This window comes from Ensifer sp. 38_S197 (assembly GCF_056924495.1).
On sequence record NZ_JBXOVZ010000001.1, the window covers coordinates 1521922 to 1543567 of the forward strand.

Consider the following 21646-nt stretch of genomic DNA (forward strand, 5'->3'; position numbering starts at 1 on the left):
GTGAATCGATCAAAAAGCTTCCAACTTTCACCAGATACCAGCCCCTAGCAGTAATAGACGCCAACGGCGCAGCGCCGCACGGTTCGTCGAGCCACGCCTGCGACGCTGACCGGCGTCAACGGGCGACCGACACGAGCCTCGGCGGGCCTTAAAAGACTGTAGAGCCCAAAAGTCGTCAGCTGCTCAGCGGCATCGATTGCAGGAAGCCACAAAGCGGCAACAAGCAGGACAGTCCTCAGTCGCGCGTGCGCGGTCATTTCTTGTCTCCCATCCTCAGGTGATCGGGTAGCTCGTCTGTGTCAGCAAGATCCTTGAGGTCGACCCTCTTGGCGTCGGTCTTGTTGATGAAACTATAGTCTTCCGCCGCCACATCGACGCCCGTCTTCCAGTCCCTGATCTGGATACTGTATTGCGGAGCCTGATCGACCTGGCTGGCGGTAATCACGTAACGGCAGGGACGCGGGTTTTCGCCCTGCGCAATCCAGATCTGCCAGTCGACGTCTTTCGCCCGGAACGCGAGGTGGTCGCATTCAACGCCACCGATCACGCCACTGCCGAGATCCTTTATGTCGGTTACGCCTTCCATCAGCTTGTTGTAGGCGTCGGGCAGGAGCAGGTCCGCACCGGGAACCGGTCTACCGAGCTTGTCGCGCATCTCGTCGATCAGATGCTCTACCGTGCCGGGGAGTTCTACCTGGGTATAAAGGTTGCTCTCCTTGCCGACGAGGGTTACCGATTTGCCGTCGAAAACCATCTCGATATCTGCAAAGCCGCCAAACCGCGTGACGCGCAGCTTGTCTGGTCGCCCCACCTCGACCTTTCCGGAGCTCGCCAGCAGTAGTTTCTGATGATCTGCTGTGACGATTTCCAGGTTTGAGTCGTAGCCAAAGGAAATCGCCTTTTGCGAAGCGACGTAGTCTGACATCGCCTTAAGGAGGTTCTTGGCGTCAACTTCTGCCGCCACGGCCTGTGTTTGCAGCATCAGTCCCGACATTAACGCGAACGCAGCGCCTGAAAGGGCGGTTTTCCTATACCCATGAAACATCTGTCTATGCCTCTCGGTCCGTGGCATGAAACAGGCGCCGGCCGGCGACTGTCATTGGAAAACTGTAACCATCGGAGAAGCCAAACACTCGTAACGTCTGGTAGGCTCTGTGCGACCAGACCGTAGGCTCTGTCTGTCGTCGCAAGCTTCAGGGGATTTTGGACGTAGTGGAGGCAGATACCGACGCCTCGACTTCCTCTGCGCTCGGCACAGGAAGTCCGGCTTTGCGAAGCGACGAAATCATCCGTAGATTGTCGCGTGGCTGGATGTTGCGCTTCCTGTGTTCCTCCATGATGTTGGGAATGTAGTCCGGGCGCATTTTCATGAAGATTTCGCCCTCGCGCCTCGCATCGTCCAGGAAGCCGGCCTCCGCGTAGATTGCGGCTGCGACCAGATGAAACATCGGGAACGTCTGCAATTTTGTTGTCCGGATCAGGCTCACAGCTTTGTCATTGTCATTCAGCATGTAGGCGGCGAGCGCTCTCGCTCCGTGATAAAAACTTGCGCCGCCGGGATTAAGCGCAAGCGCGCGGTCAAGGAGATCTGCGCCGCGTTGCCACTGACCACAGATTGCCAGCCGCGTTCCGAACTCGCCCAACAGTTCGGTGTCGTTCGGGTTTATTGCCAGAGCCTCCTCGCCAACTTGAAGCGCCTCGGCGAGTTGTTGGTTGAAAAACAGTGCAATCATTAAAGATTGAAGCGCCCGGGTATTTCCAGGTTCGAGTTCAACCGCTCGGCGGGCGGAGCGCAACGCTCGCTCGAGCGGCGTCGGTTGGCCGGGCGTGAGGTTGAAGCGGAAGCGGTCCTCATCGATATAAACGATGGACGACATTGCCCAAGCGGTCGCATACGTTGGGTAACGCGCTACGACGCTTTCGAGACACTCTCGAGCGGCCAGGTGCGTTTGTTGGCTCAGCTCAGAACGGTACGCGTAGAAGCGGAGCGTGCAGTCGTACACTCCGAGATCATCGGGGGGCGGGCTTGCCATGGCGGCCTGAGCGATGATTCCGTATGGCTGGGCAATAGCTGTCGCGACCTTGCTCGCGACGTCGGATTGAATGACGAAAAGTTCCCGGCTGGACAAGTCATCGTCGTAGGTTTGCGACCAGAGGATAGCACCGTCGGATGTGTCCAACAGACGTGCCGTCACTCGGACCTTGGAGCCCGACACCCTGACACCGCCTGCAAGCAGATAGCGAGCGCCGAGACCACCACGAATTTCAGAAGCCTCAACATTGGGGGGAAGTGACTTCGACGTCTCGCGACCGAAGACCATGATCTCCTTGAATCGCGGCAACGCGGTGAGCAATTCCTCAGTGAGGCCGCTTGTGTAAAGATCGGCCTGCGGGCCGTCTCCCAGATTGGCAAAAGGTGCGATCACCAGCGTCGGCTCGTGCGCCGATTTCGTGGCGCCGCGCCAGGTCGCGGCCTTGTCTATATGTTCGCTTGCCGAGTAAATCAGCGCGGCCAGCCCAAAAGCGCCAACAGGGCCAAGGATCGGCCACAAATTCCTTCGCCTCGTTTGGCGGTTCTCATCGCCATCGGTCTCGGCGGGAACAGATGTCGCGGCGGTAGGTATCGGAACATTCCAGGCGAACGAAGGTGCATAGCGTCCTTTTGGAATATCTATCCTGATTGGATCGTGCCGTCCCGCCACAAGATAGTAGCGCTCGAGCGACCGCCTCAGCCGCCCGGCTTCGATACGGACGACGGGGTCGTCCTGGGTAAAGTTTTCGCTACGCTTGAACACTTCGACCGCGATAGTGTAGCCCTTCAGGCGCTGCGCGCGTCCGGCAAGGGCCTCCTCGACGACGAAAGTAAGGAAAGCAGGGCCGCGGCCTGCCTGCGGAAACTCTGGGCTGGAGATGATGCGCGCGAGCTGGTCCCGGATATCGGCTGGGTTTGGCGCAGATCCTGGCGGTTCTTCCGCGTCCTTTGATCCCTTTGCCACAAAGGTGCCCATCGATCGCCCCCACTACGCAAATGCAACAATTACAGATTTAGTTAGCGCCCTTTCTGTAACCTATGCTGCAAAAAAGTGTGCTCGTCCAGAAAGCACACCGGACCAACACAGCGATTTTGATGCTGCGGTGAAGTTCCCGTGTCCGAGCATCGGGCGCACGAAAAGGCCAGCCGATCCGGTTCAAACGGATTCTCATGAAAAAACTTGAAGGAGTATCGCGATTGAGCGCGTGACTGGTGAAGCCTCGCGCGGACGTGCGGGGGCTGTCACAGCTGGTAGCGACGCTCTGGGCGCGGCCGGCTCGGATGCGGCTCATAGAGCGCATCCATAGCCATGTTCATGCGCTGAGGGCGGGTGATCGACAGTTTTTTGCGATTATCTCGTGGCGGGCGACGTCTTGCCGGAGACTCTTTTTTGGGCGAGGGAAATCCCGCTTTCAGATCCGCGGCCAGGTCTGAGATTCGCATACGACCCTCAGAACGCACCCCTTCATCTTCAGTGCGTTACCTGAAACGGAAAGGGAGCCATCATAAGTCTTGTTCGCCTCGGGATCCGTGATCTTTCCCGAATAGTTTCCATCCTTGCCGTGGAACGTTCCGATCTGCTTGCCTGCGTGCTTTCCGGATTTCAGGGTTATGCAGTAGCCTTCAGCGCAAGGTGCGATGGCAGCAATGTCGCCCAGTTCAGTCTTCCAGTTGCCGACGATGAGATCGTCTGCGTGGGCGGCACTTGCAGTCATCGTCAATGCAGCCGCCATGGCGAAGATGCGCTTCATAAATCGCTCCTGTGAGATGTTGCTTCTCGAAATCTACGCCTGTTCTCGGTCGTGCGCCTGTAGCCACTGGTAGGTTCTTAGTATCGGACGCCGTATGTCGGCGCTACCGAGGTGACTCTCTGGGGATATTGCCGCACGCAATTGGAAGCTGCACTTGGTGCGCAGGCGTGTTTATCGATTTCGGCGGTGACGCCGGCGCATCGATCCAGCGCAGCCGTCGAGAGTGCGAAGAGCGTCCGATACGGCAACGCGATCGCGCTCGCCATGGTGGCAGAACAGCGATGCGGCCGTAACGAGGGTGTTGGATACTGTAAGCTACTTTTCTTTTGGCCGCCGCATTGAGCATGTCATTGCTAGCTAATGCCTGGCCAGTCGGCTGGGGCAGTCGAGTTCAACGCTGTTTTCGATCGGATATGCCATGGCGAACAGACTTGGAGTTTTCGGAGGAACGATCCTTCTTGCGGTTATTGCCCTCGCCACCATCGGTCGGGCGGAAACCATCAGCTATGCCGACGCGGTGAGCATGCTCGCCAACGATTGTGGCGCGGATATCCGGAAATACTGCAAGGGGCTCAATCTCGGCGGCGGCCGAATTCAGACCTGTCTCGAGCAGAACGAGGGCAAAGTCTCCCCGGCCTGTACCGTGACACTGGCGAACGTGATCACGTCGATAAGTCAACGTCAGGCAGCGCAGTCGTCCTTTGCGACGACTTGTAAGCACGACATCGCCCAGTACTGCAAGAGCGTCAAAGGCGAGGGCAATGTTCTCTCCTGTCTGAACAAGGCGACGCGCGTGAACGAAGGGCAATGCGGCCAGGCCATCATCGACGCCGGATGGCGTTGAGGCCTTCTTGAGGACGAAAGGCAAGACGATGAAGAGAATCCAACTTGGCGCGTTGCTGACGATCGGGCTCACGATGTTCGCTGGCGAAGTAGCATCGCAGGAAATCAGTGACACGCAACTTATCCGTACGCTCGGCAGACTGGAAAGTACTGCGCCTGCGATCGACGTTGCGCTTCTTGTAGAAGAGGCATCGGCAAGTGCCGGCAAAGGTGTCGCCAACCTTCCGAACTGGCAGAAACTCTCCAAGTTGTCGCAACTGATCGTAGATATCGAATTCGAAAACGACTCCGTCGCCATCGAGCCAAAATCTTACCGTACGGTCGGCCTGATCGCCGACGCGTTGCATCATCCCAACCTGCGGCGCTACAAATTTCTCGTCGTCGGTCACACGAGTTCGACGGGAGACGCGCAACACAATCTCGAACTTAGCGCGCAGCGCGCCAACGCCATAACCGAGGCGCTTTCGACCACGTTTGCGATCGCACCAGACCGCTTGTATTCGATCGGCGTGGGCGAGGAGTGGCCGCTCGATGCAGCCAACCCGAAAGCGGCGGAGAACCGGCGGGTCCAATTGATTAATCTCGGTCTCGCCAAATAGCCCAATTCTTGCCTCGGTTCTCATTCTGCGGTCGTGGATTGCGGCGTTAGAAGTCTATGTCCGCGTTTTGCATACATTTCGTCATGAATCGTTTTTTCGGAGGATAAAATGGATATTACGCGCCGTGAGCTGACGGTGGCTGGTCTAGGGCTGATGGCCGCCGGATCTATGGGGTCGACGTCGAACGCCAACGACGGGCTGGTGGCAAATTTGCCGGAGGGTCTCGACGAATTCGCACTTGCGGTCGAAGCGTATATTTACGCTTATCCGCTTGTGACGATGGAGGTAACTCGGCGTGTAATCACCAACGTAGCCGAGTCGAAGGGCACCCGCGGCCCGATGGGGCATGTCATCAAGCTGCGGCAGTATCCGGACGCTAAGTTCCGCGATGTGACCGCGCCGAATGCCGACACACTATACACGACCGCATTCTTCGACGTGGGTGACGAGCCCTGGGTGATCAGCCTACCGGATCTGAAGGATCGTTATGCGCTGTTCCCCATGTTGGATGGTTGGACGACGGTGTTCGACGTTCCAGGAAAGCGGACGACCGGTACAGGTGCGCAGACCTTCGTGGTGACCGGTCCCGGTTGGGAAGGTACGCTGCCGGATGGACTGAAGCAGTACAAGTCGCCGACAAGCATCGTCTGGTTGCTCGGTCGCATCTATTGCACCGGCACACCAGAGGATTATGCAGAAGTCCATAAGCTGCAGGATGAGGTCAAGCTTTACCCCTTGAGTGCCTGGGGGAAAGACTGGACGGCACCCGAAGGCAAGGTCGACCCGGCGATCGACATGAAGACTGCCGTGCGCGAGCAAGTCAACAGCATGAACGCCGTCGAATACTTCACTCTATTCGCCGAGCTCCTGAAAAGAAATCCGCCGACTGATGCGGACGCACCGATGGTCGCCAAGCTCGCCGAGCTGGGGATCGTTCCCGGTAAGGACTTTGACAAAAGCAAATTCGATCCAGCATTTGTGAAGCGTGTCCCCCAGGCCGGTTTCGCCCGCATCATGATGCATTTCAAGTTCAGCGACGGCGACGTTCAGGACATCGACGGCTGGGGCTTCACAACCAAGACCGGCGTCTACGGAACCAACTACCTGCAGCGTGCCTTGGTCACCGCGATCGGTCTTGGGGCAAACCGGCCACAGGACGCGATCTACCCAACGTCGACGAAGTCCGGCGGGGGTCTGATCAAGCGGGCCTACAATGGCTCCGAGAAGTATGTGCTGACATTCAAGAAAGGTCTGACGCCGCCGGTTGGGGGCTTCTGGTCACTGACCATGTATGATGCGCAGTACTTCTTTGTCGACAATCCGCTGAACCGTTATTCGATCAGTGCAAGGGAGCCGCTCAAGGCCAACCCGGACGGCTCGATCGACCTGTTGATCCAGCATGAATCTCCCGGAGCGGACATGGAATCAAACTGGCTGCCCGCGCCTGAGGGGAAATTTATCCTGATGATGCGCCTCTATTGGCCCAATGAGGCCAATCCTTCCATCATCGACGGCACGTGGACGATCCCACCGGTGAGAAATGTGAGCTGAAATTGCGCTCCGGGGAACAGGGACAGGTTCGGCCCGTCTCGTTCCCCGGCAGCACATCTGCCACGACAAGTTTGGCATTTAGGCGCAAGGCGCTTCGCCAGTCCGGTCTGCCGGTGACGCTCTTCGACTGACGCCTCGGATCGAATTGAGGAGGGTAGTGTTTGAGCGGTTGGAAAGGCTCCATCGGATTATCTGGTTTCATGCGAGGGTAGCCTCCGTATGACCGATGCAGAGTTCGTCGCGCACATTCGCCAGACGTATGCGGGACTCTTCGATCCGAGGACGAGCCTGGAGGCGTGGCCTGATTTCCTGACCACAAACACCGGTTGGAACGCACTGATTGAAGAGTATTTGCAGCGCGTCGAAGAGTTCGTGGTCCAACACGGTCTGCTATCCATGGTCTACGTTCGGCAAATAGAAGAAAAATGGGGCGGTCTCCGCTGCTATCTGACGCCAGCGAACGGCTATCGCTTGTCGGCAGAAAAGGCCGCCGCCCTTGGCGTGATCTACCACGAGATCGCCAGCCGATCTTACCACACCTGCGACGTCTGCGGAGGTGTCGGTCGATTGATGTCAAACAACGGCCGTTACCTAACTCGGTGCGACGACCACATCGCTGATCTCAAGCTTGCGATGGACAGTCGCAGGATAGTAAGCGAGTGCTAAGACCATGGAGGAGAGGGGGCTGGACACCGTTGGTGAAGCATCTGATGAGGTCGGCGGCGCGACGCCACTGTCCTGGGAAGCCAACCTTTTTGACGGCTTCGAGGGCGACAGCTTCTCGCCCAGGGGTGGGCTCTATTATCGTGACAATGCCGAGCAACGGGCGGGTTCCGTTGAGTTTCAGAGCGACGTCACGTTTGGCAGTGCGGGCGCGTTAAAGCTAAGCGTCCGGCCACTCTGGCAGGGCGAGGAAGATCGAAGTGAGCGGGCGGAGGTGTGGGAACGCACCAGCCTCCGGGTCCCTTTTGACAAGGCTGTCTGGTACGGCTTTTCGGTCAGGTTTGCCGATCCCATTCCGCAGGCTGACCATCGTCATTTGATCGCACAATGGAAGCGTGAGATCGGTCCCGAGGCAAGGGGGGACTACAGCCCTTTCCTCGCGCTTCGTCTTGTGCGTGGTCGGCTCTTTGCGACGGTCGAAACCACATTTCCGGTGATCCCTGGGCCCGTTCTCTCGTCGACCCAGACAGCTGGTCTCACGCCTGTTTGGCTTCGGCCGGGAAAGCGGCAGATGCGAGCGTTGGTTGCCACGGACCCTGACTGGAGGCCGGCGGACGGGCACTTATTCACGGCCTATACGGATCGCATCACGGTCGTCAACAGGGGGAATTCACTGCCAGCGCCGGATAGCGGATGGATTGACTTTGCAGTTATGACGCGACCCGGACCGGACGGCACAGGGCATATTGAACTCTTCGCCAACGACCGCTGGGTCGTCACGGTCCGTGGCCATATCGGACATGACGAACACGGGCTCGGTTCGCGGCAGTACTTCAAGTTCGGCCCCTACCGGTCGGCAGCCCAGAGCGAATGGACACTCTACTTCGACAATTTTCGCCGCTCCAAACGCGGTGAAGATGTTCTCGGTTCGGCCGGACTTGCGGCACTGCGGGCCGATCAGATTATCGCCTGATTTCGGGACGTTTCTGCTCCGCGACGGTGGTCAAACGCACGTATAATCCACGCGACGGAAAGAAGCACGTATCGTCCGCTAACGGAGATTGGGGAGGTACGGTGAACCGGAACTGATCGGCCTACAAAAATCGGAGCCCCGGGTCCTTGTTGCCGACGTGAATGGCTGGCGCGCATAGACGCTTCGATGTCATGCTCGACGTCGGAGAAAGCCGCGCCGTTAGCAGCCGCCTCTCACTTGATGCCGTTCGCCTCGGCGACGAAATCCGATAGCATCGGCACGTAATCCTCGCCGCGACCAGCTGCGACCGCCTGGGCGAAGGAATTCCTGACTGCGGCCCCGATCGGGTTCGCGACGCCGCTCGCATTGGCGAAGCCGGCGAGATAGCTCATGTCCTTGAAGCCGTTGCGGATTGCGAACTTGTGGGCGTTCGGGTCACGCTCCAGCACCCAGCGGAAGAACGTCTGATAGAAGGGGCAATCCATGCGGCCCCCTCGGATGACGCTGTCGAAGACTTCCGGGGTGAGCCCCGCCTTGCGTCCGAGCATCAGCGCCTCGGAATAGAGCGCCGCATAGCCCATCGAGAGAAAGTTGTTGAGCAGCTTCATCGTGTGGCCGGTGCCGGTTGGGCCTGTGTGGACGATTCTGCCGGCGAAGCATTCGAGCACGGGCCAGACACGGCGCACGTCCTCGTCCGCGCCGCCGACCATCACATCGAGCGTACCGGCGGCGGCGTCCGCCGGGGTACGGCTGAGCGGCGCATCGATGAGGGTAATAGCCTTGCCGGCGAGGTTCGCAGCGAGTTTTGTGGTGACGGAGGGATCGGAGGTCGAACAATCGACGATGGTGAGCGGCTTGCCGGCGGAAGCGATGCCGTCCGGGCCTTCAATCACCGAGAGGACTTCCGGCGAGCCGGTTACACAAAGGATGATGATGTCGCAACGCTCGGCCATATCGCGCGGTGTTGCTACCTCCGTCGCGCCTTCGGCGACCAGCGCGTCGACCGGCGCGCGATTGCGATGCGCCGTCACGCAAAGCGGCGACCCCTTCTTCAGGATATTCGCCGCCATGCCCTGACCCATCAGCCCGAGCCCGATGAAGCCCACATTTGATTTTGTCATTTGGTCGCCTCCACTGATTGGCTATCAAGATCACGATGAATCTGGGTCGGGGCCCGAGAGCCATTGAACGCGATCGATTCCGACAAGTCGAGCCTCGGGATCAGGCTAAAACGGCGCAGACGTTTCCGCGCTAGAATTTACGGCTGATGAAGGGCGAGTTGGCGAGCCCGAAACGCCACAGGTGTTCCACCGCCTTTGTAACTCCCACACGGATACCGCTGGAGATCGGCGGACGCTGAGCCGGTAGGTGGAGGTGAAATGGCTCCTGCCAGAGCGGCAAGCCATCCTGCGCTCTATTGATCGCCAGCGCCTGGCCGAGGCGTCCCGGCCCGGAGCACAAGAGCCTGTCCTTACGAACATCCCTCCGCGCTTGCATCGCCTCGATGCCCCACTTCGGCTCGATCGCGCGGATCAAGACGGCGCTGCCGGGCAAGCAAACGAAGTTGAGGCACCAATGGAGGCCATAGGAGAGATAAACATAGGTGTGCGCCGGCGGACCGAACATCGCTCGATTTCGGTCGGTGGCGCCGGCGAAGCTGTGCGACGCGGCGTCATCGGGCAGATATGCCTCGGTCTCGACAATAATGCCGCCGATGCCGGACACCGCGAATTCGGCGCCGATCAAGTCCGCTGCCACCTCGAAGGCGGGGCGCGCGAAAAACCTGGCATCCCAACTCAATCGATGCACCGCAGGGTCGTAGCCTCCATCTTTGCATGATGGTCTACTAGATGATCCCTTGGATTAGAACCGATTTAAGGGATCAGGCGGCAGTTCACAGTGCCACGTCACCACTGTCGACCGGCGGAATTCACTTCCGCACGCAACACGTGCCGGTGCTGCTCGCGGCCAGAGGGTGGGCTTCAGTCTCTTCCCTTTGCCAGCGGCAGTGGGATTCATAGCGACGCCACCGTATCTGCCTCAATCAGGTTCGGTCGGCAAATCCGGCGCAATCAATGTCAGTGTCGGGAAATAGGTTCGATAGCGAGCAACATCACGCGTGAGCAATGGTAGCCCGCTGACGGCCGCATGGGCACCGATAAAGAAATCCGGGAGAACGCCAGCTCTCGTTCCCCCTGCTTTGCGATAGCGTGTGAAAACCTTGCTTGCCAAAAAGAGAGCCGCCCGCGGGACTGGCGCGAGTTCTAACCCGGCTCGATCAAGGAGCGCGTCGACTTCTTCGATCCGATCGTAGCGAACGGCGAGTTCTGCATAGACGATATCGTTGATCCATAGTGTCCCCCTAAGACTTGCGGTTTCGAGTTGCGCTATGGACCAATCGGCCCATTTCGGATCATCTGTTACAATGTCGAGAAGAACGTTCGTGTCTACGAATGTCACGGTTCGCCACGCGTGAGGGCCATGATCGCGTCGGTATCCAGCCCTTTGCCGGCGTGCCCCCGCAATTGTGCGAAGCGGCTGGGTTGCTGTTTCTTAGCGGCATGGACGAGCACTATGCTCCCATCCGGTGCACGGCGGAAATCAATCTTGCTGCCGGGCACTATACCCAAGAGGTCGCGCACCGGTTTGGGGATCGTAATCTGCCCCTTCGCTGTCACCGTTGTCGTCATTGTCGAGCCATTGTAAGGAATGATTTCTAGAAAGTATTACTTCGTGGCCCGGTTTTCAAGAGAACGGGACGACGAACAATCACAGCTCCGGATCCAGAGGGAGAGAGAGGTGGTCCACCTGGTAGCCCATCGGCTGTCTGATCTATCCGCAGAGCTTGCGAGCGTCGGCGATCGCGACGCCAGATTCCCGCTGCCGCACGGGCGTGGCGACGAGTTTCATCATGGAGCGCCGGCGCCCGATCCACGGGGTCTGCCAAAGGGCCCGCTGCCGCACGACATCAACGATCCCTATCTCAATCTCGAGGCGATCAATGAAGACGCGGGATTTCAAGTGAGGATGTTGCACCGGCTTGTTATTCGTCTTCGATGACAGGCGGGCGCTAAGTTGAACCCTCTGCGGCAACTCTTAGCCGCTGAGGCTGCGCGCGAAGGGGCTCTGGGCGCCACACCGGCGCAAGTTCGCAGGGCATCGAGAGCTATCGATGCTGCCTGGTGAAATCCAGATGGGCGGTTTCCTGCGAGGCAGTTTGTGGCGATAACGCTCGGTCGCAGACCCATTTCCCGGGGCGAGTATCGCGACACGGTCGAGCGATCCAGGCTACGCCTTATCCGAGGAACAAGGATCAAATTCGTTGGTTTGATGTGCAATGAATCGGGCCGCCGTCCGATCGAAGAGGAGGCGCAAATGATCGACGATCCAAGGGACCGTAGACCCCAGCAACAGCAAAGGTTGTCGTCGTCCGAGGAGAACGGCCGGTCCGCGACAAGCTCCGGGAACGGTTTCCCCGAGGGCCCGGATGAAGCCCGGGCTGACGGAAATTCACGTGGTGATGATCAAGCCAGCCAAGCGAAGGTAACCGCAGCCCGGGCCATCGATCACGAAAAGAACGCGCTGGCCCGCCATTTACGCGGTCTTGCAGGCGCCATGGAGAAGGTCGGAACTGAACTTCGCCACTCAGAGCAACCGGTCCTTGGGCGTTATACGCAGCAAATGGGAACCTCCATCGGGCGGCTGGCGCGCGACTGTGAGGACCGCGAGCTCGGCGAAATAGCCGCAATGGCAGAAGATTTCGGGCGAAGGCAACCCCTCGCCTTCCTCGGCATGGCAGCAATTGCGGGATTGGCGGCAAGTCGCTTCCTGTCTGCCTCGGCCCAGCGATCCCAAAACACTTCAGATGATGCTCGATCGAATTCCTCTCCGACAAACGAGAAGGAAGGCGATTGGGACTTTGACAAGGAAGGCGATTGGGACTTTGAGAAGGAATTGCGCGATGCTTAACTCTCGTGACGACCGCTCCCTATCCGACCTCGTGGCAGGATTGGTGACAGACATATCCGGACTTTTCCGGAAGGAAATCGATCTTGCCAAGGCCGAGGCGAGCGAAAGTTTTGATCGAGCGATCGGCAGGATCGAGACGCTTCTTGTCGGGCTTATCTTCGCCATTGCGGCCATTGGCGTGCTCTTGAGTGCTGTTGTGCAGGGTCTCGGCGCCTTCCTCGTCGCGCAAGGAATGAGGGAAGCAGATGCCCACGCCTTGTCAGCCGTTACCGTCGGTGTCCTCGTCGGTCTCCTGGCCTGGGCGATGATTTCGCGCAGCCTCGCGAGGCTCGGAAGCCGCAGCATACGCTTCGACAAGACGACGGCGTCCCTCCAACGTGACCTCGATGTGGCTAAGGAGGTCGTACGATGACCGCTGAGACGCATTCGCCTGCCGAATTACAACGGGAGATCGAAGCCGATCGACAAAGGATCGAAGAGAAGCTTCACACGATCCAGGAGCGGATGTCCCCTGGCGAATTGATGGATGAACTTCTCGCCTATGCGAGGCGGAGCGGAGGAGCTGAATTTCTCACCAATCTCGGCGGCGCGATGAAGGCAAATCCTATCCCGGTAGCTCTGACGGGCATCGGCCTTGCGTGGCTACTCGCGGATCCCGCCTCCCGCGCACCTCATGCTTCAGCCCCCGACGATGGTTTCGACAACTATCCACTCGCGTCCGTGAATGGCAACTTGCGGCGCGTTGGCCCGGTCGAGGCGAATTTTGGCGAGCGGTACAGCCACTTCGAAGACGAAAGTGGCAGTCGCTTTCGAGCTCGTACCGATGCCGCCGGCCACAGAGCCGGTCATTTCGTCGATCCCAGTGGCACAGTCTACCGTGGTTTCGCCGACGTTACCGGACGGCCGATCGAGGATATCCGTGATGAAAAAGGCAAATTGTTCGACGAAGCCTCCGGCTGGGCGTCAGCAACGTGGCGCGAGATGAAGAGCGTGGCGGGCGGCATTTCAGATACCGTTGCGGACGCCGGCCGGTCCGCGGCAGACAGTGCACGAGATGTTCACCAGACGGCACAAGCCCGAGGCGCGCAACTGAATGCGGCCATTCTCAAGAACTTTCGCGACCAGCCCCTGGTTGGAGGCGCACTTGCCTTTGCGATCGGTGCCGCGATCGGCGCCGCGCTGCCTGCAACCGAATTAGAGGATGTGGCCGCCGGCGAGGCGTCGGACAGAGTTCGCGATCACCTCGCGGCCACGGCCGATGCCGCAGCAGAAGGGGCAATCGAAGGCACCAAAGGAGTTCTGGACGAGACAATGAAGGCGAGTGAGGCGCGTTCTCCCGGATGACGCTCGACCCTGCATGTACCCGCTGCAAGCATGGACATTATTCGGGCTTGGCGACATGCCGGTTCATCTATGGGACGATGAAATGCGGCGATCCCCGGGAGACCATCTTGGTCATGAGGCATGATGTGGTCACGGATGCGAAGGAAGGCCGACATCCGAACCGGCGATGATCCATTCCGTTCGGAGGACATCCGATGAATACCGGCATCCCGCGATTCTCGATCATCGTCACCCTGATAGGGGCGGTCGTTACAGGTTGTGTCGCCATTTCCTCCGAGAAGACAGGGGCAATCGCGAGCAATGGCGGCTACGGGCCGAACCCGACGCTGCCAAAGCCGCGATCGACGCTGATACCCACGATCCGGATCGCCGAGGCAAAAGGTTGGCAGGGCGGCACGGCGCCGACACCGGCGAAGGGACTGAGGGTCAATGCCTTCGCCAGTGATCTCGACCATCCGCGTTGGCTGCACGTCCTGCCCAACGGCGATGTGCTGGTCGCCGAAAGCAATGCGCCGGAAAAGAAGGATGGCGGCTTCAGTCTTCGCAAGGTTGTTATGGGCGCAGCAATGAAGCGCGCCGGTGCGGCAACCAGGAGCGCCAATCGCATCACGCTCTTGCGGGATACCGATGGAGATGGCGTCGCCGATATGCGGCGGACATTTCTGGAAGGGCTCAATTCGCCCTTCGGCATGACGCTGTCGAACGGGGAGCTCTATGTCGCCAATACCGATGCCCTCGTTGCCTTCCCCTATAGGAGTGGTCGCACTCGAATAACCGCCCCGGCGCAGAAGATCGTCGACCTGCCCGCGGGCGATATCAACCACCATTGGACCAAGGACGTCATCGCCAGCGCCGATGGGCGCAAGCTCTACGTGACGGTCGGCTCGAACAGCAATGTCGGCGAAAACGGTATAGCGGCGGAAACGAATCGAGCCGCTGTTCTTCGAGGTCGATCGCGCAAGCCGCCATACACGCGTCTTCGCTTCTGGTCTGCGTAATCCGAATGGACTCTCCTGGAACCCGCAGAGTGGCGCACTCTGGGTCGCCGTTAACGAACGGGACGAGATCGGTGACGATCTCGTCCCCGACTACATGACCTCGATCCGTGATGGGGGCTTTTACGGGTGGCCCTACAGTTATTTCGGCGGGAACGTCGATACCCGGGTTAAGCCTCAGCGGCCCGATCTCGTTGCCAGGGCTATCAAGCCGGACTATGCGCTGGGCTCGCACACCGCCTCGCTCGGGCTGACGTTTTCCAAAGGCGCTTCACTCGGCCCGCCTTATCGCAACGGCGCCTTCGTCGGCCAGCACGGCTCCTGGAACCGGAGCGCCTACAACGGATACAAGGTCGTCTTCGTTCCCTTCCGCAATGGCAAGCCGAGTGGACGGCCGCAAGATATCCTCACAGGCTTTATCGGTAGCGACAACAAGGCGAGGGGGCGTCCGGTCGGCGTGGCGATCGATAAGACCGGTGCACTGCTCGTGGCAGACGACGTCGGCAACGTCATCTGGCGCGTAAGCCGAGAGAAGGGGGGCTGAGGCACCACACCGCCTCCCTCCATCTGTATCAAGCTGTGGGGAGTAGATGTCCCTGACCGCCAACCTCGTCTCCGAATAGGCAGGCTAACATTTGCTGGATGGCAACCCTGGCGGCGCCAGTTCCCGTACGCGCCTTGGTAAGCTGCTCTGTCGCGACAGACACCGGCAGGACCGCGAAGGCATTCCAATCAGCACAATCCTGTATGGGCAGCCTCGAAACATGATCCGCACCCGCGCGTTTATATCAGAGAGCGAAGCGAGGTTTCGAAGTGTCCATCCATATGCGAGATATCGGCGAGGCGGTTCTAGGTCTGTTTCATCTGCACCATGCGGAAGAGCCGCAGTTAAACGATGACCAGCGCCTGCTGATCGAAGCTTACCGATCGGGGCAGGTCCCAGAGGCCGCGTGGCAGGAGCACCTTGACTTAGATCCTGAACTTGCGCGCTATTGGCGGGCGAATGCTGGGCATTGAGCATCTGATCTGATTGCGCTCGACAATGGTCGCTGACTACAGTGCGGCTCTGTGAAGTCGAACGCTCGGAGGGCCTTGGGTTCCTATGAGGAGTATCCGGGGACTTCCCAGATTGCCTTGATCACGACCGGAGCCGCGGCAGATACCAGCAACGCTGCCAGCGCGACGGTCGTTCCATGTCGTGCGATCGTCATCGGGCGTCCGCGTGCACCATTCCCAAGGCCCTCAGCCTCTGGCTGGGGACCGGCAACGGCCGGCAGAAGTCCCAACACGTGCGGACCAACCACCCTCTGAGGTCCGCTGTATCGAGGAACAGCCAAATGCTCTATGGCGTGCTGTTTGTTCGGTCAGCGCCTTGCTTCCTCCTGCGAGGAGGTCAGGCTCCGCGCTCTTGGCTACCGCGAGGTGATGTCGACAGGCTTCGGGAGGACGGTGGCAACCGTCCGAGCGCTGTCGCCCATCAAAGCACCTCCGAACAGGTAAGCAGACGTCCTCGTCAGTTGACCAGGCTTCACAATACCATTGAGCTTATTCAATGAGTTACCCCCCGCACTGCGTATACGCCGAAATTGCTGGCCCGCCCCAAGCCGTCGGCCTCGATACGAGGTCTTGCTTTTCTCGGCGATCTGCAACTTGGGGCGCGGGCGCATCTGGGCAAACGTGGAACAGCCGCCCGCGGCGCGAGTGCGTCGCGGCGAACATTTCTGGGCGCATGGTCAGTTTTTTGTGACGCGGCTGAACCCGCGACCGCCGGTTTCAAGGGAAGGGGCCGAGGGGCGCCGCCCCATATGCGCTAACTTAAGGGTTGTCTGACTGGGATGGCCGCAGCGAACTGGCTTTTTCGCTTTCGTGGCGGATCGCAAAGATGACGAATTATATCAGGCAAGAGCACGGAGATTTTCCTGCGCCGCAAGGGGCGTAAAATGGCTGCGAGGATTGTGCACTTCAGCAGCTTAAACAATCTCCAGAGCGAAGGTACTCTGGTTTTTTCCTGTGTCTTCCTCACAGGGGGGAAAGTCGAGAACCTCGTTCATGGTCTCGTCAATCATCAGCGCCAGGATCAGGTGAGCCATCAGCCAACTTCGGCCGAGGCGTTGATCGCGGGCTGGAAGCCTGTGTATGCCCAATCCGCTCTTGAGCCGCTTGAATGCAAGCTCGACCTGCCATCGGATCCGATAGGTTTGAAGGATATGTTCAGCACCCATTTCCTTCACAGGGATAGACGTCAGCAACATGACGAAGCCGGCCGCTGTCATGGTCATCGGTTGCATTTCTCCGTTGTTTCGGCGTCGCTGAAACCCCTTTCTGGCGACCCTCTGGGCCTTCTCGGTCGCCCCCGCGTTCTTACGCATGACAATGAGCCGAGCTTGGAAGATCGGCTTACCCCAACCTTTGCTTTTGCGCCCTGCATGCTCGACGAGAACGTCGATGTCGCAAGCCTCTCCGGGCTGCATCGGCTTGTAAATAGCGTCCCAATCCACCAGTTGACCATCCAGTGTTGTCAACCGTACGTTCGCCCAACCCGTGCGGACGATGAAGTCGCCTCCAGCCGAAACCACCTTTTCCAGCGATGGGGCGCGGGCATAGCCCCTGTCCCCGATAATGATGTCGCCTTGATGGATTGGAACGCGAGAGAAACCTTCGCCGCCATGAGCATCGGTGAGCTCCAGATGCGTGAAACGCGCAAGTGCAGGCTCGTATGTGGCATGAAGCCGAAAGTCCGTGCCAGCGCTACCGGGGCACGAGATCGAACTGCCGTCCGTGATACGTAAGCGGCGACCCGTCATCGAAGGGCTTGTTCTGGAAACGTTTGCGAGAAGAGCCCCCGCAATGCTTCCCAGCCACTCGGCTGACCCCCGAAGGCGTTTTAAAAGAGCGACATCGGAAAGCTTCGCCACATCGTTCAACCCCGCCCATGCGGCCGCCGAACGCAGGCTCATCCCGCCAGGACCATAGGCTAACGCCAGTCGCAGCAAAGTCGACGAATTACCGATGCAGCGACGCCGCACAAGTGCGCCCGACGCACGTGCTGTCGCCTCGAGGTCAATAACATTCGACAGTCTCGAGACCAGAGACTGCCAGTCCGTTTCGATGGAATCAGTTGCTCGCATCTCACTGAGGAATCACACAACGATTCCTCGTGTCGAGCCTTAAGTTAGCGCATATGGGGCGCCGCCCCCTTCGCCCCTGCAAGCACCTGCCGCCCACCTTCCTCCACGCCACGACGTTCCGGCAGCAACGAAATTCCACGCGAGAGGTTTCAAGCCTATCGTGAGGGGAGCCGCACCACGCGGGCGAGGTCACGCTGGATGACGAACTGTTTCGAGAGCAAAGAAGGCCACGCTTCTAATGCGCCTGCTCCGTTACAGGAAGTCATGCGTGAGGTTAGCTTTCTTGATTTGCCCGGGCCGATGCCGTCTGCGATGGAGCAGGAACGGACGTGCTTTGCCAGGGTGTCCCGTTCTGTGCGTTCAGGATCGCATAATGTATCGGCTGGAGCATCGTAAGCGTGGCGTGATGGCCGCCGTTCACGTAGCGGCTGCCCGGTTCGAACAGGGCAAAAGCGGGCCTATGTGATCGCGATCAGAAAGAGCGTGCCAGCCGAGGCTGGCACGACTGACTAGAGCTACCGGCCGGAAAAACGCCCCTTAGCCTACCGCCCGAAGAATCGTCAGTTCGATCGGCCTGGCGGCCAATGACTGAACATCTGAGAAATCCGCCAGCCGAAGCCGAGGAGCAGTATTACGCCATGCTGACCAGCGATGGCCGCATGACTTAAACGAAACAGCCTCCGGCAAACCTGGCGCGGTTCAGCGTAGCCGAATTCCTGCCAGGCTCCTCATTCTCCGTTGCATAGCTTCCTGCGAAAGGGCTCCTTCCCTTGCGGATTGTTTGGCGTCATCACGCCGGATCACTTGGCCGCGGCGGCATCCGCTATCCATCCGTCAAATTGGGCTTGATGTTTCGAAACCCATTCCCGCGCCTGGCCCAGGATCTGATCAGGCTGATTTTCTCCATCATGTTGGCGCAGGATCATTGCATTGATGTCGTCGAGAGGGATTGCGATCTCTTCGAAAAGGCGCTTCACCACGGGATTGGACGAGAGAAACGCCTTGTTCGCGAGAAAGACGATGTCATTGGTCTTGAAGCCCGGATTTGACCCGTCTGGTTGCGCGGTGTCGCTGCCGTCCGTTGATGCCGAGAACGGAACATCCAGTTGAACAACGTCCCTGCCAGGCTGGAGGATGGCACCGATCCATTGCGGCGTCCACGTATAGTAAAAGATCGGATGGCCGGCCTCGTGACGGGTGATCATATCTGCGATCAGAGCAAAATAGCTTCCCTGGTCGTGGTTGACGACATCACGCAATTTGTAGGCGTCAAGCTGATGCTCGATCTCCCGCTCACACCCCCAACCCGGATTGCAGCCGGTGAGGTCCGCCTTGCCGTCGCCGTTACTGTCCCAATGGCCGGTTGTTCTTCTCAATCGCCGGCGCCTTCACCCAGTGTCAGCGGGACGTCAGCGGCGTACTAAGCGAACGAGTAGCTCCGACTAACCGCCTACCACGCAACTGCATGATCGTGTCGGGGCAATCATATGCGTGACGAATCGCCGCGCTTCCTCTTCAATTGTCATGATTGTTCCCAGTTGACGCGTAGACGCAAAGTCGAGCCTGCGAAGTAAACGCTCGGGACTGAAGCTATGCCGTCTTGGTGGATGGGTTGGCGTCTGCCATCCAGTGTCCCTTGCCTGCCACCCAATCCGATGCCGTAAGAAAAAGTCGTCTTTTGTCTTGGTGGGAGGCTGGGCCAGGCGCATTGTTGCGGCCGGGCTATCCGATTTGAGGCCGAAAATTCCACAGTAAAAGCTCATCAATTCGGCTTTGCTTGTGGCCATTGACGATGGCGGTGAGCGTGGCGGCCAGATAGCGCCGCACCCCGAAGGGGGATCGCCCATAACTCAATGCGGACGAACCCTCGTTTCTGATCGATGACGTGGATAATCCAGTCCCCATCAAGTGAGTTGACGTAGTAGTTTTCGCTCCTATATTAATCCTACGACAACCAAAGGAGGCCGCTATGCCTCGTGCCCCGCATTCGACTGAGCTCGTGCTGAGTTTCCAGACCGACCCGGATTCCGTCCAGGCCGCATTTCTGCGCCGTGCCATGTCGGCACTCGAACGGATTGCCGCGACAACGCCGTCGAAGGCGCTGACGGCGGCTCTCGGTGCGCCGACGGGCGCAGGAACACTCGCGCAAATCCTCAGCCATCCCGAGTTTATCGGGGAGGCGGTGAGCAATCTCGACCCGATGGTCCCGGCGCTCGCGCGCAATGTCGAGCATCGGAACCAGCTGCTCCAACGTGCCGGCGGCCTCCTTTCCGCCGAAGAAGCCGGCAAGATTGCGGGCATAACCCGCCAGGCGATCGACAAACGGCGACGCGGCAACGCGATCCTCGGTGTCCGGGAGGGAAGCGACTGGAAATATCCAGCCTGCCAGTTCCGGGACGGAGAGGTTTTGCCAGGGATAGCCGAGGTCGTTCGCGGTCTCACAGACCAAGGCGCCTGGGCGACGCTCGATTTCCTGCTCGCGCAGGACGGCGCGCTCGGCGGCCGATCGCCGTTGGAGGCTTTGCGCCAGGGTGATCTCGGCGCGGTCGAGCGGCTAGTCCGCGCCAATACCGGCGACGGCTTCACCTGATGGCCCCGCCGGTGCGAGGACCGTCCGGGGCGGCGCCGCAGCCGCCCGATTGGCTGAAGAACTCGAACTTGCCGATCACGACCGTTCCGGCCGGGCAGGTGCTGCACCGGATTCACCGATCGAACCTTGATCCGGTGTTTTACGGACCGGGAGCCGGCAACGATCCGGTCTATCGGTTCGACAGCGCGAGCGGACGCTTCGGCGTGCTCTATATCGGCCACGCCTTCGCAGGCGCGTTCGCCGAGACGATCCTGCGCAATCCGCAACGACTGATGGTTGCAGAACGCGAAATTGTCACTCGGTCGGTAACGGAGCTCACCAGCCGGGCGGCTCTGCGCATGGTGACGATGCACGGCGCCGGGCTGCAGATCCTCGGCACGGATAACTCAATCTCGACTGGCCCCTACGAGCCGTGCGGTGCATGGGCAGATGCACTCTGGGACCATCCGGAGGAGCCTGACGGCATTGCCTATCTGTCTCGACACGATCCCGGCGAGGTCTGCTACGCTGTCTTCGAGCGCAAGCCGATCGCCTTCGATGTGAAGACGACGCATCCCCTGACTGCCATGCAAAGCGACGTCGCGCAGCTGCTCCACCGCTATGGCAAGTCCCTTTCTGCTGACGTGTAAGCCTACACCAACTGCGGGAAGTACCAGCGGTGCGCGGAAACAGCAACGGACACAGCCCCGATTATCAGGTCGCGACGGTTTCCTTGTGCATTCCCAAACTCCATCCGAGTTGCACGCCGAGCGTGCCGAGCATAATGAGGCCCATTCCAGCTGCCTGAAGCGGACCTAGTCTAGCGACTGCTGGTAAAACAGCCAGTCCACGATGATGGCTACCAGAGGGAAGACGAAGGCTAGAACGCCGATGGTCGGGGTCGAGAGCTTCGGCAGCGCCCAGAACATCAGGGTGTAGGCATGCCGGTATGGATGACGCCGAGGCAGACCAGCCACTTCCACTATGCCGCCGGTACGGACTCCGTAACCTCCGGCACGGCGAGAAGCAGCACGGCGGCGATGACGGCCTGCATTAGCGTCGTGACCTCCGGACGCTGGTCACCGAGTTTCTTTCCAAGGATCGTACCGATCGCATAGAGCAGTGCCGCCAACAATGGGAATAGACGTGTCTAATGATGGCCAGTTGCCAGGAGGAAGGTTGTCGTTTGCGGCGTGCAAGAGCCGAGGCGACCGAGGACCTCTAGGGCG

23 protein-coding genes and 1 pseudogene are annotated in these 21646 nt (G+C 59.4%); 12 read left to right on the forward strand and 12 right to left on the reverse strand.

Annotation, left to right across the window (positions count from 1 at the left end):
* Positions 1 to 44: 44 nt before the first annotated feature.
* The 4 genes from AC1Z3V_RS07120 to AC1Z3V_RS07135 form a co-directional block, all read right to left on the reverse strand.
* Complete coding sequence (locus AC1Z3V_RS07120; RefSeq protein ID WP_483498046.1) at positions 45 to 257, reverse strand: hypothetical protein; 213 nt, start codon at positions 255 to 257, stop codon at positions 45 to 47.
* The gene (locus tag AC1Z3V_RS07125) at positions 254 to 1045 is read right to left on the reverse strand and encodes a DUF2092 domain-containing protein (RefSeq protein ID WP_483498048.1); all 792 of its coding nucleotides are present in this window, start codon (positions 1043 to 1045) and stop codon (positions 254 to 256) included. The genes AC1Z3V_RS07120 and AC1Z3V_RS07125 overlap by 4 nt, the downstream gene beginning before the upstream one ends.
* A 148-nt stretch (positions 1046 to 1193) precedes the next feature.
* A complete protein-coding gene (locus tag AC1Z3V_RS07130) occupies positions 1194 to 3008 on the reverse strand; it encodes an adenylate cyclase (RefSeq protein ID WP_483498050.1) in 1815 nt (604 codons plus the stop codon).
* Positions 3009 to 3444: 436 nt separating this feature from the next.
* A complete protein-coding gene (locus AC1Z3V_RS07135) occupies positions 3445 to 3783 on the reverse strand; it encodes a DUF2147 domain-containing protein (RefSeq protein WP_483498052.1) in 339 nt (112 codons plus the stop codon).
* A 418-nt stretch (positions 3784 to 4201) separates the two neighbouring features.
* Here AC1Z3V_RS07135 and AC1Z3V_RS07140 point away from each other — a divergent pair, with 418 nt between their 5' ends.
* The 5 genes from AC1Z3V_RS07140 to AC1Z3V_RS07160 all read left to right on the forward strand — a co-directional run bounded on the left by AC1Z3V_RS07140 (position 4202) and on the right by AC1Z3V_RS07160 (position 8412).
* A complete protein-coding gene (locus tag AC1Z3V_RS07140) occupies positions 4202 to 4627 on the forward strand; it encodes a cysteine rich repeat-containing protein (RefSeq protein WP_483498054.1) in 426 nt (141 codons plus the stop codon).
* Between the two features lie 28 nt (positions 4628 to 4655).
* On the forward strand, positions 4656 to 5225 hold the full coding sequence (locus tag AC1Z3V_RS07145; protein WP_483498055.1) for an OmpA family protein: 570 nt from the start codon (positions 4656 to 4658) through the stop codon (positions 5223 to 5225).
* A 108-nt stretch (positions 5226 to 5333) separates the two neighbouring features.
* Positions 5334 to 6776, forward strand: a complete 1443-nt coding sequence (locus AC1Z3V_RS07150) for a DUF1254 domain-containing protein (protein ID WP_429808981.1) — start codon at positions 5334 to 5336, stop codon at positions 6774 to 6776.
* A 219-nt stretch (positions 6777 to 6995) separates the two neighbouring features.
* Positions 6996 to 7442 (forward strand): hypothetical protein, encoded by a 447-nt coding sequence (locus AC1Z3V_RS07155; protein ID WP_483498057.1) that lies wholly within the window; start codon positions 6996 to 6998, stop codon positions 7440 to 7442.
* A gap of 4 nt (positions 7443 to 7446) precedes the next feature.
* Positions 7447 to 8412, forward strand: coding sequence for a polysaccharide lyase family 20 protein (locus AC1Z3V_RS07160; protein ID WP_483498059.1), 966 nt, complete (start codon positions 7447 to 7449; stop codon positions 8410 to 8412).
* A 233-nt stretch (positions 8413 to 8645) separates the two neighbouring features.
* Here AC1Z3V_RS07160 and AC1Z3V_RS07165 read toward each other — a convergent pair whose 3' ends face one another.
* From AC1Z3V_RS07165 to AC1Z3V_RS07180, 4 genes are all read right to left on the reverse strand, one after another.
* On the reverse strand, positions 8646 to 9533 hold the full coding sequence (locus AC1Z3V_RS07165) for an NAD(P)-dependent oxidoreductase (RefSeq protein WP_483498061.1): 888 nt from the start codon (positions 9531 to 9533) through the stop codon (positions 8646 to 8648).
* Between the two features lie 130 nt (positions 9534 to 9663).
* Positions 9664 to 10221 carry a DNA-3-methyladenine glycosylase gene (locus AC1Z3V_RS07170; RefSeq protein WP_483498062.1) on the reverse strand — a complete coding sequence of 186 codons (558 nt, stop codon included), beginning with the start codon at positions 10219 to 10221 and terminating at the stop codon, positions 9664 to 9666.
* Between the two features lie 231 nt (positions 10222 to 10452).
* Positions 10453 to 10872, reverse strand: a complete 420-nt coding sequence (locus AC1Z3V_RS07175) for a type II toxin-antitoxin system VapC family toxin (protein ID WP_483498064.1) — start codon at positions 10870 to 10872, stop codon at positions 10453 to 10455.
* Positions 10869 to 11102: an AbrB/MazE/SpoVT family DNA-binding domain-containing protein gene (locus AC1Z3V_RS07180; RefSeq protein WP_483497934.1), complete on the reverse strand. Its 234-nt coding sequence runs from the start codon at positions 11100 to 11102 to the stop codon at positions 10869 to 10871. Before AC1Z3V_RS07180 ends, AC1Z3V_RS07175 begins: the two co-directional genes overlap by 4 nt.
* Positions 11103 to 11787: 685 nt before the next feature.
* On the opposite strand from AC1Z3V_RS07180, the gene AC1Z3V_RS07185 reads away from it, so the two are divergent.
* From AC1Z3V_RS07185 to AC1Z3V_RS07205, 5 genes and pseudogenes are all read left to right on the forward strand, one after another.
* A complete protein-coding gene (locus AC1Z3V_RS07185) occupies positions 11788 to 12381 on the forward strand; it encodes a nutrient deprivation-induced protein (RefSeq protein WP_483498066.1) in 594 nt (197 codons plus the stop codon).
* A complete protein-coding gene (locus tag AC1Z3V_RS07190; protein ID WP_483498068.1) occupies positions 12374 to 12793 on the forward strand; it encodes a phage holin family protein in 420 nt (139 codons plus the stop codon). Before AC1Z3V_RS07185 ends, AC1Z3V_RS07190 begins: the two co-directional genes overlap by 8 nt.
* Positions 12790 to 13725 carry a DUF3618 domain-containing protein gene (locus AC1Z3V_RS07195; RefSeq protein WP_483498070.1) on the forward strand — a complete coding sequence of 312 codons (936 nt, stop codon included), beginning with the start codon at positions 12790 to 12792 and terminating at the stop codon, positions 13723 to 13725. The genes AC1Z3V_RS07190 and AC1Z3V_RS07195 overlap by 4 nt, the downstream gene beginning before the upstream one ends.
* Before the next feature lie 194 nt (positions 13726 to 13919).
* A pseudogene (locus AC1Z3V_RS07200) lies at positions 13920 to 15264 on the forward strand (PQQ-dependent sugar dehydrogenase).
* A gap of 269 nt (positions 15265 to 15533) precedes the next feature.
* Positions 15534 to 15737, forward strand: coding sequence for a hypothetical protein (locus tag AC1Z3V_RS07205; protein WP_483498072.1), 204 nt, complete (start codon positions 15534 to 15536; stop codon positions 15735 to 15737).
* Between the two features lie 953 nt (positions 15738 to 16690).
* Here the strand turns inward: AC1Z3V_RS07205 and AC1Z3V_RS07210 are convergent.
* Together AC1Z3V_RS07210 and proX are read right to left on the reverse strand one after the other, a co-directional pair.
* Positions 16691 to 17677, reverse strand: coding sequence for a transposase (locus AC1Z3V_RS07210; protein ID WP_483498074.1), 987 nt, complete (start codon positions 17675 to 17677; stop codon positions 16691 to 16693).
* Positions 17678 to 18648: 971 nt separating this feature from the next.
* Positions 18649 to 19224 (reverse strand): glycine betaine/L-proline ABC transporter substrate-binding protein ProX, encoded by a 576-nt coding sequence (proX, locus tag AC1Z3V_RS07215; protein ID WP_483498076.1) that lies wholly within the window; start codon positions 19222 to 19224, stop codon positions 18649 to 18651.
* Between the two features lie 593 nt (positions 19225 to 19817).
* Here proX and AC1Z3V_RS07220 point away from each other — a divergent pair.
* Entirely contained in the window at positions 19818 to 20438 is a 621-nt protein-coding gene (locus AC1Z3V_RS07220) for a DNA-binding protein (RefSeq protein WP_483498078.1), read from the forward strand.
* Positions 20435 to 21067: an RES family NAD+ phosphorylase gene (locus AC1Z3V_RS07225; protein WP_483499586.1), complete on the forward strand. Its 633-nt coding sequence runs from the start codon at positions 20435 to 20437 to the stop codon at positions 21065 to 21067. Before AC1Z3V_RS07220 ends, AC1Z3V_RS07225 begins: the two co-directional genes overlap by 4 nt.
* A 165-nt stretch (positions 21068 to 21232) precedes the next feature.
* Here AC1Z3V_RS07225 and AC1Z3V_RS07230 read toward each other — a convergent pair whose 3' ends face one another.
* Positions 21233 to 21394, reverse strand: a complete 162-nt coding sequence (locus AC1Z3V_RS07230; protein ID WP_483498080.1) for a hypothetical protein — start codon at positions 21392 to 21394, stop codon at positions 21233 to 21235.
* A 5-nt stretch (positions 21395 to 21399) separates the two neighbouring features.
* Entirely contained in the window at positions 21400 to 21552 is a 153-nt protein-coding gene (locus tag AC1Z3V_RS07235) for a hypothetical protein (RefSeq protein ID WP_483498082.1), read from the reverse strand.
* Positions 21553 to 21646: the final 94 nt, after the last annotated feature.

Bases quoted from the DNA above. Each gene is read 5' to 3' on its own strand.
- AC1Z3V_RS07120 (WP_483498046.1), bottom strand. From the start codon at position 257: ATGACCGCGCACGCGCGACTGAGGACTGTCCTGCTTGTTGCCGCTTTG.
- AC1Z3V_RS07125 (WP_483498048.1), bottom strand. From the start codon at position 1,045: ATGTTTCATGGGTATAGGAAAACCGCCCTTTCAGGCGCTGCGTTCGCG.
- AC1Z3V_RS07130 (WP_483498050.1), bottom strand. From the start codon at position 3,008: ATGGGCACCTTTGTGGCAAAGGGATCAAAGGACGCGGAAGAACCGCCA.
- AC1Z3V_RS07135 (WP_483498052.1), bottom strand. From the start codon at position 3,783: ATGAAGCGCATCTTCGCCATGGCGGCTGCATTGACGATGACTGCAAGT.
- AC1Z3V_RS07140 (WP_483498054.1), top strand. From the start codon at position 4,202: ATGGCGAACAGACTTGGAGTTTTCGGAGGAACGATCCTTCTTGCGGTT.
- AC1Z3V_RS07145 (WP_483498055.1), top strand. From the start codon at position 4,656: ATGAAGAGAATCCAACTTGGCGCGTTGCTGACGATCGGGCTCACGATG.
- AC1Z3V_RS07150 (WP_429808981.1), top strand. From the start codon at position 5,334: ATGGATATTACGCGCCGTGAGCTGACGGTGGCTGGTCTAGGGCTGATG.
- AC1Z3V_RS07155 (WP_483498057.1), top strand. From the start codon at position 6,996: ATGACCGATGCAGAGTTCGTCGCGCACATTCGCCAGACGTATGCGGGA.
- AC1Z3V_RS07160 (WP_483498059.1), top strand. From the start codon at position 7,447: ATGGAGGAGAGGGGGCTGGACACCGTTGGTGAAGCATCTGATGAGGTC.
- AC1Z3V_RS07165 (WP_483498061.1), bottom strand. From the start codon at position 9,533: ATGACAAAATCAAATGTGGGCTTCATCGGGCTCGGGCTGATGGGTCAG.
- AC1Z3V_RS07180 (WP_483497934.1), bottom strand. From the start codon at position 11,102: ATGACGACAACGGTGACAGCGAAGGGGCAGATTACGATCCCCAAACCG.
- AC1Z3V_RS07185 (WP_483498066.1), top strand. From the start codon at position 11,788: ATGATCGACGATCCAAGGGACCGTAGACCCCAGCAACAGCAAAGGTTG.
- AC1Z3V_RS07190 (WP_483498068.1), top strand. From the start codon at position 12,374: ATGCTTAACTCTCGTGACGACCGCTCCCTATCCGACCTCGTGGCAGGA.
- AC1Z3V_RS07195 (WP_483498070.1), top strand. From the start codon at position 12,790: ATGACCGCTGAGACGCATTCGCCTGCCGAATTACAACGGGAGATCGAA.
- AC1Z3V_RS07210 (WP_483498074.1), bottom strand. From the start codon at position 17,677: ATGAGCCTGCGTTCGGCGGCCGCATGGGCGGGGTTGAACGATGTGGCG.
- AC1Z3V_RS07220 (WP_483498078.1), top strand. From the start codon at position 19,818: ATGCCTCGTGCCCCGCATTCGACTGAGCTCGTGCTGAGTTTCCAGACC.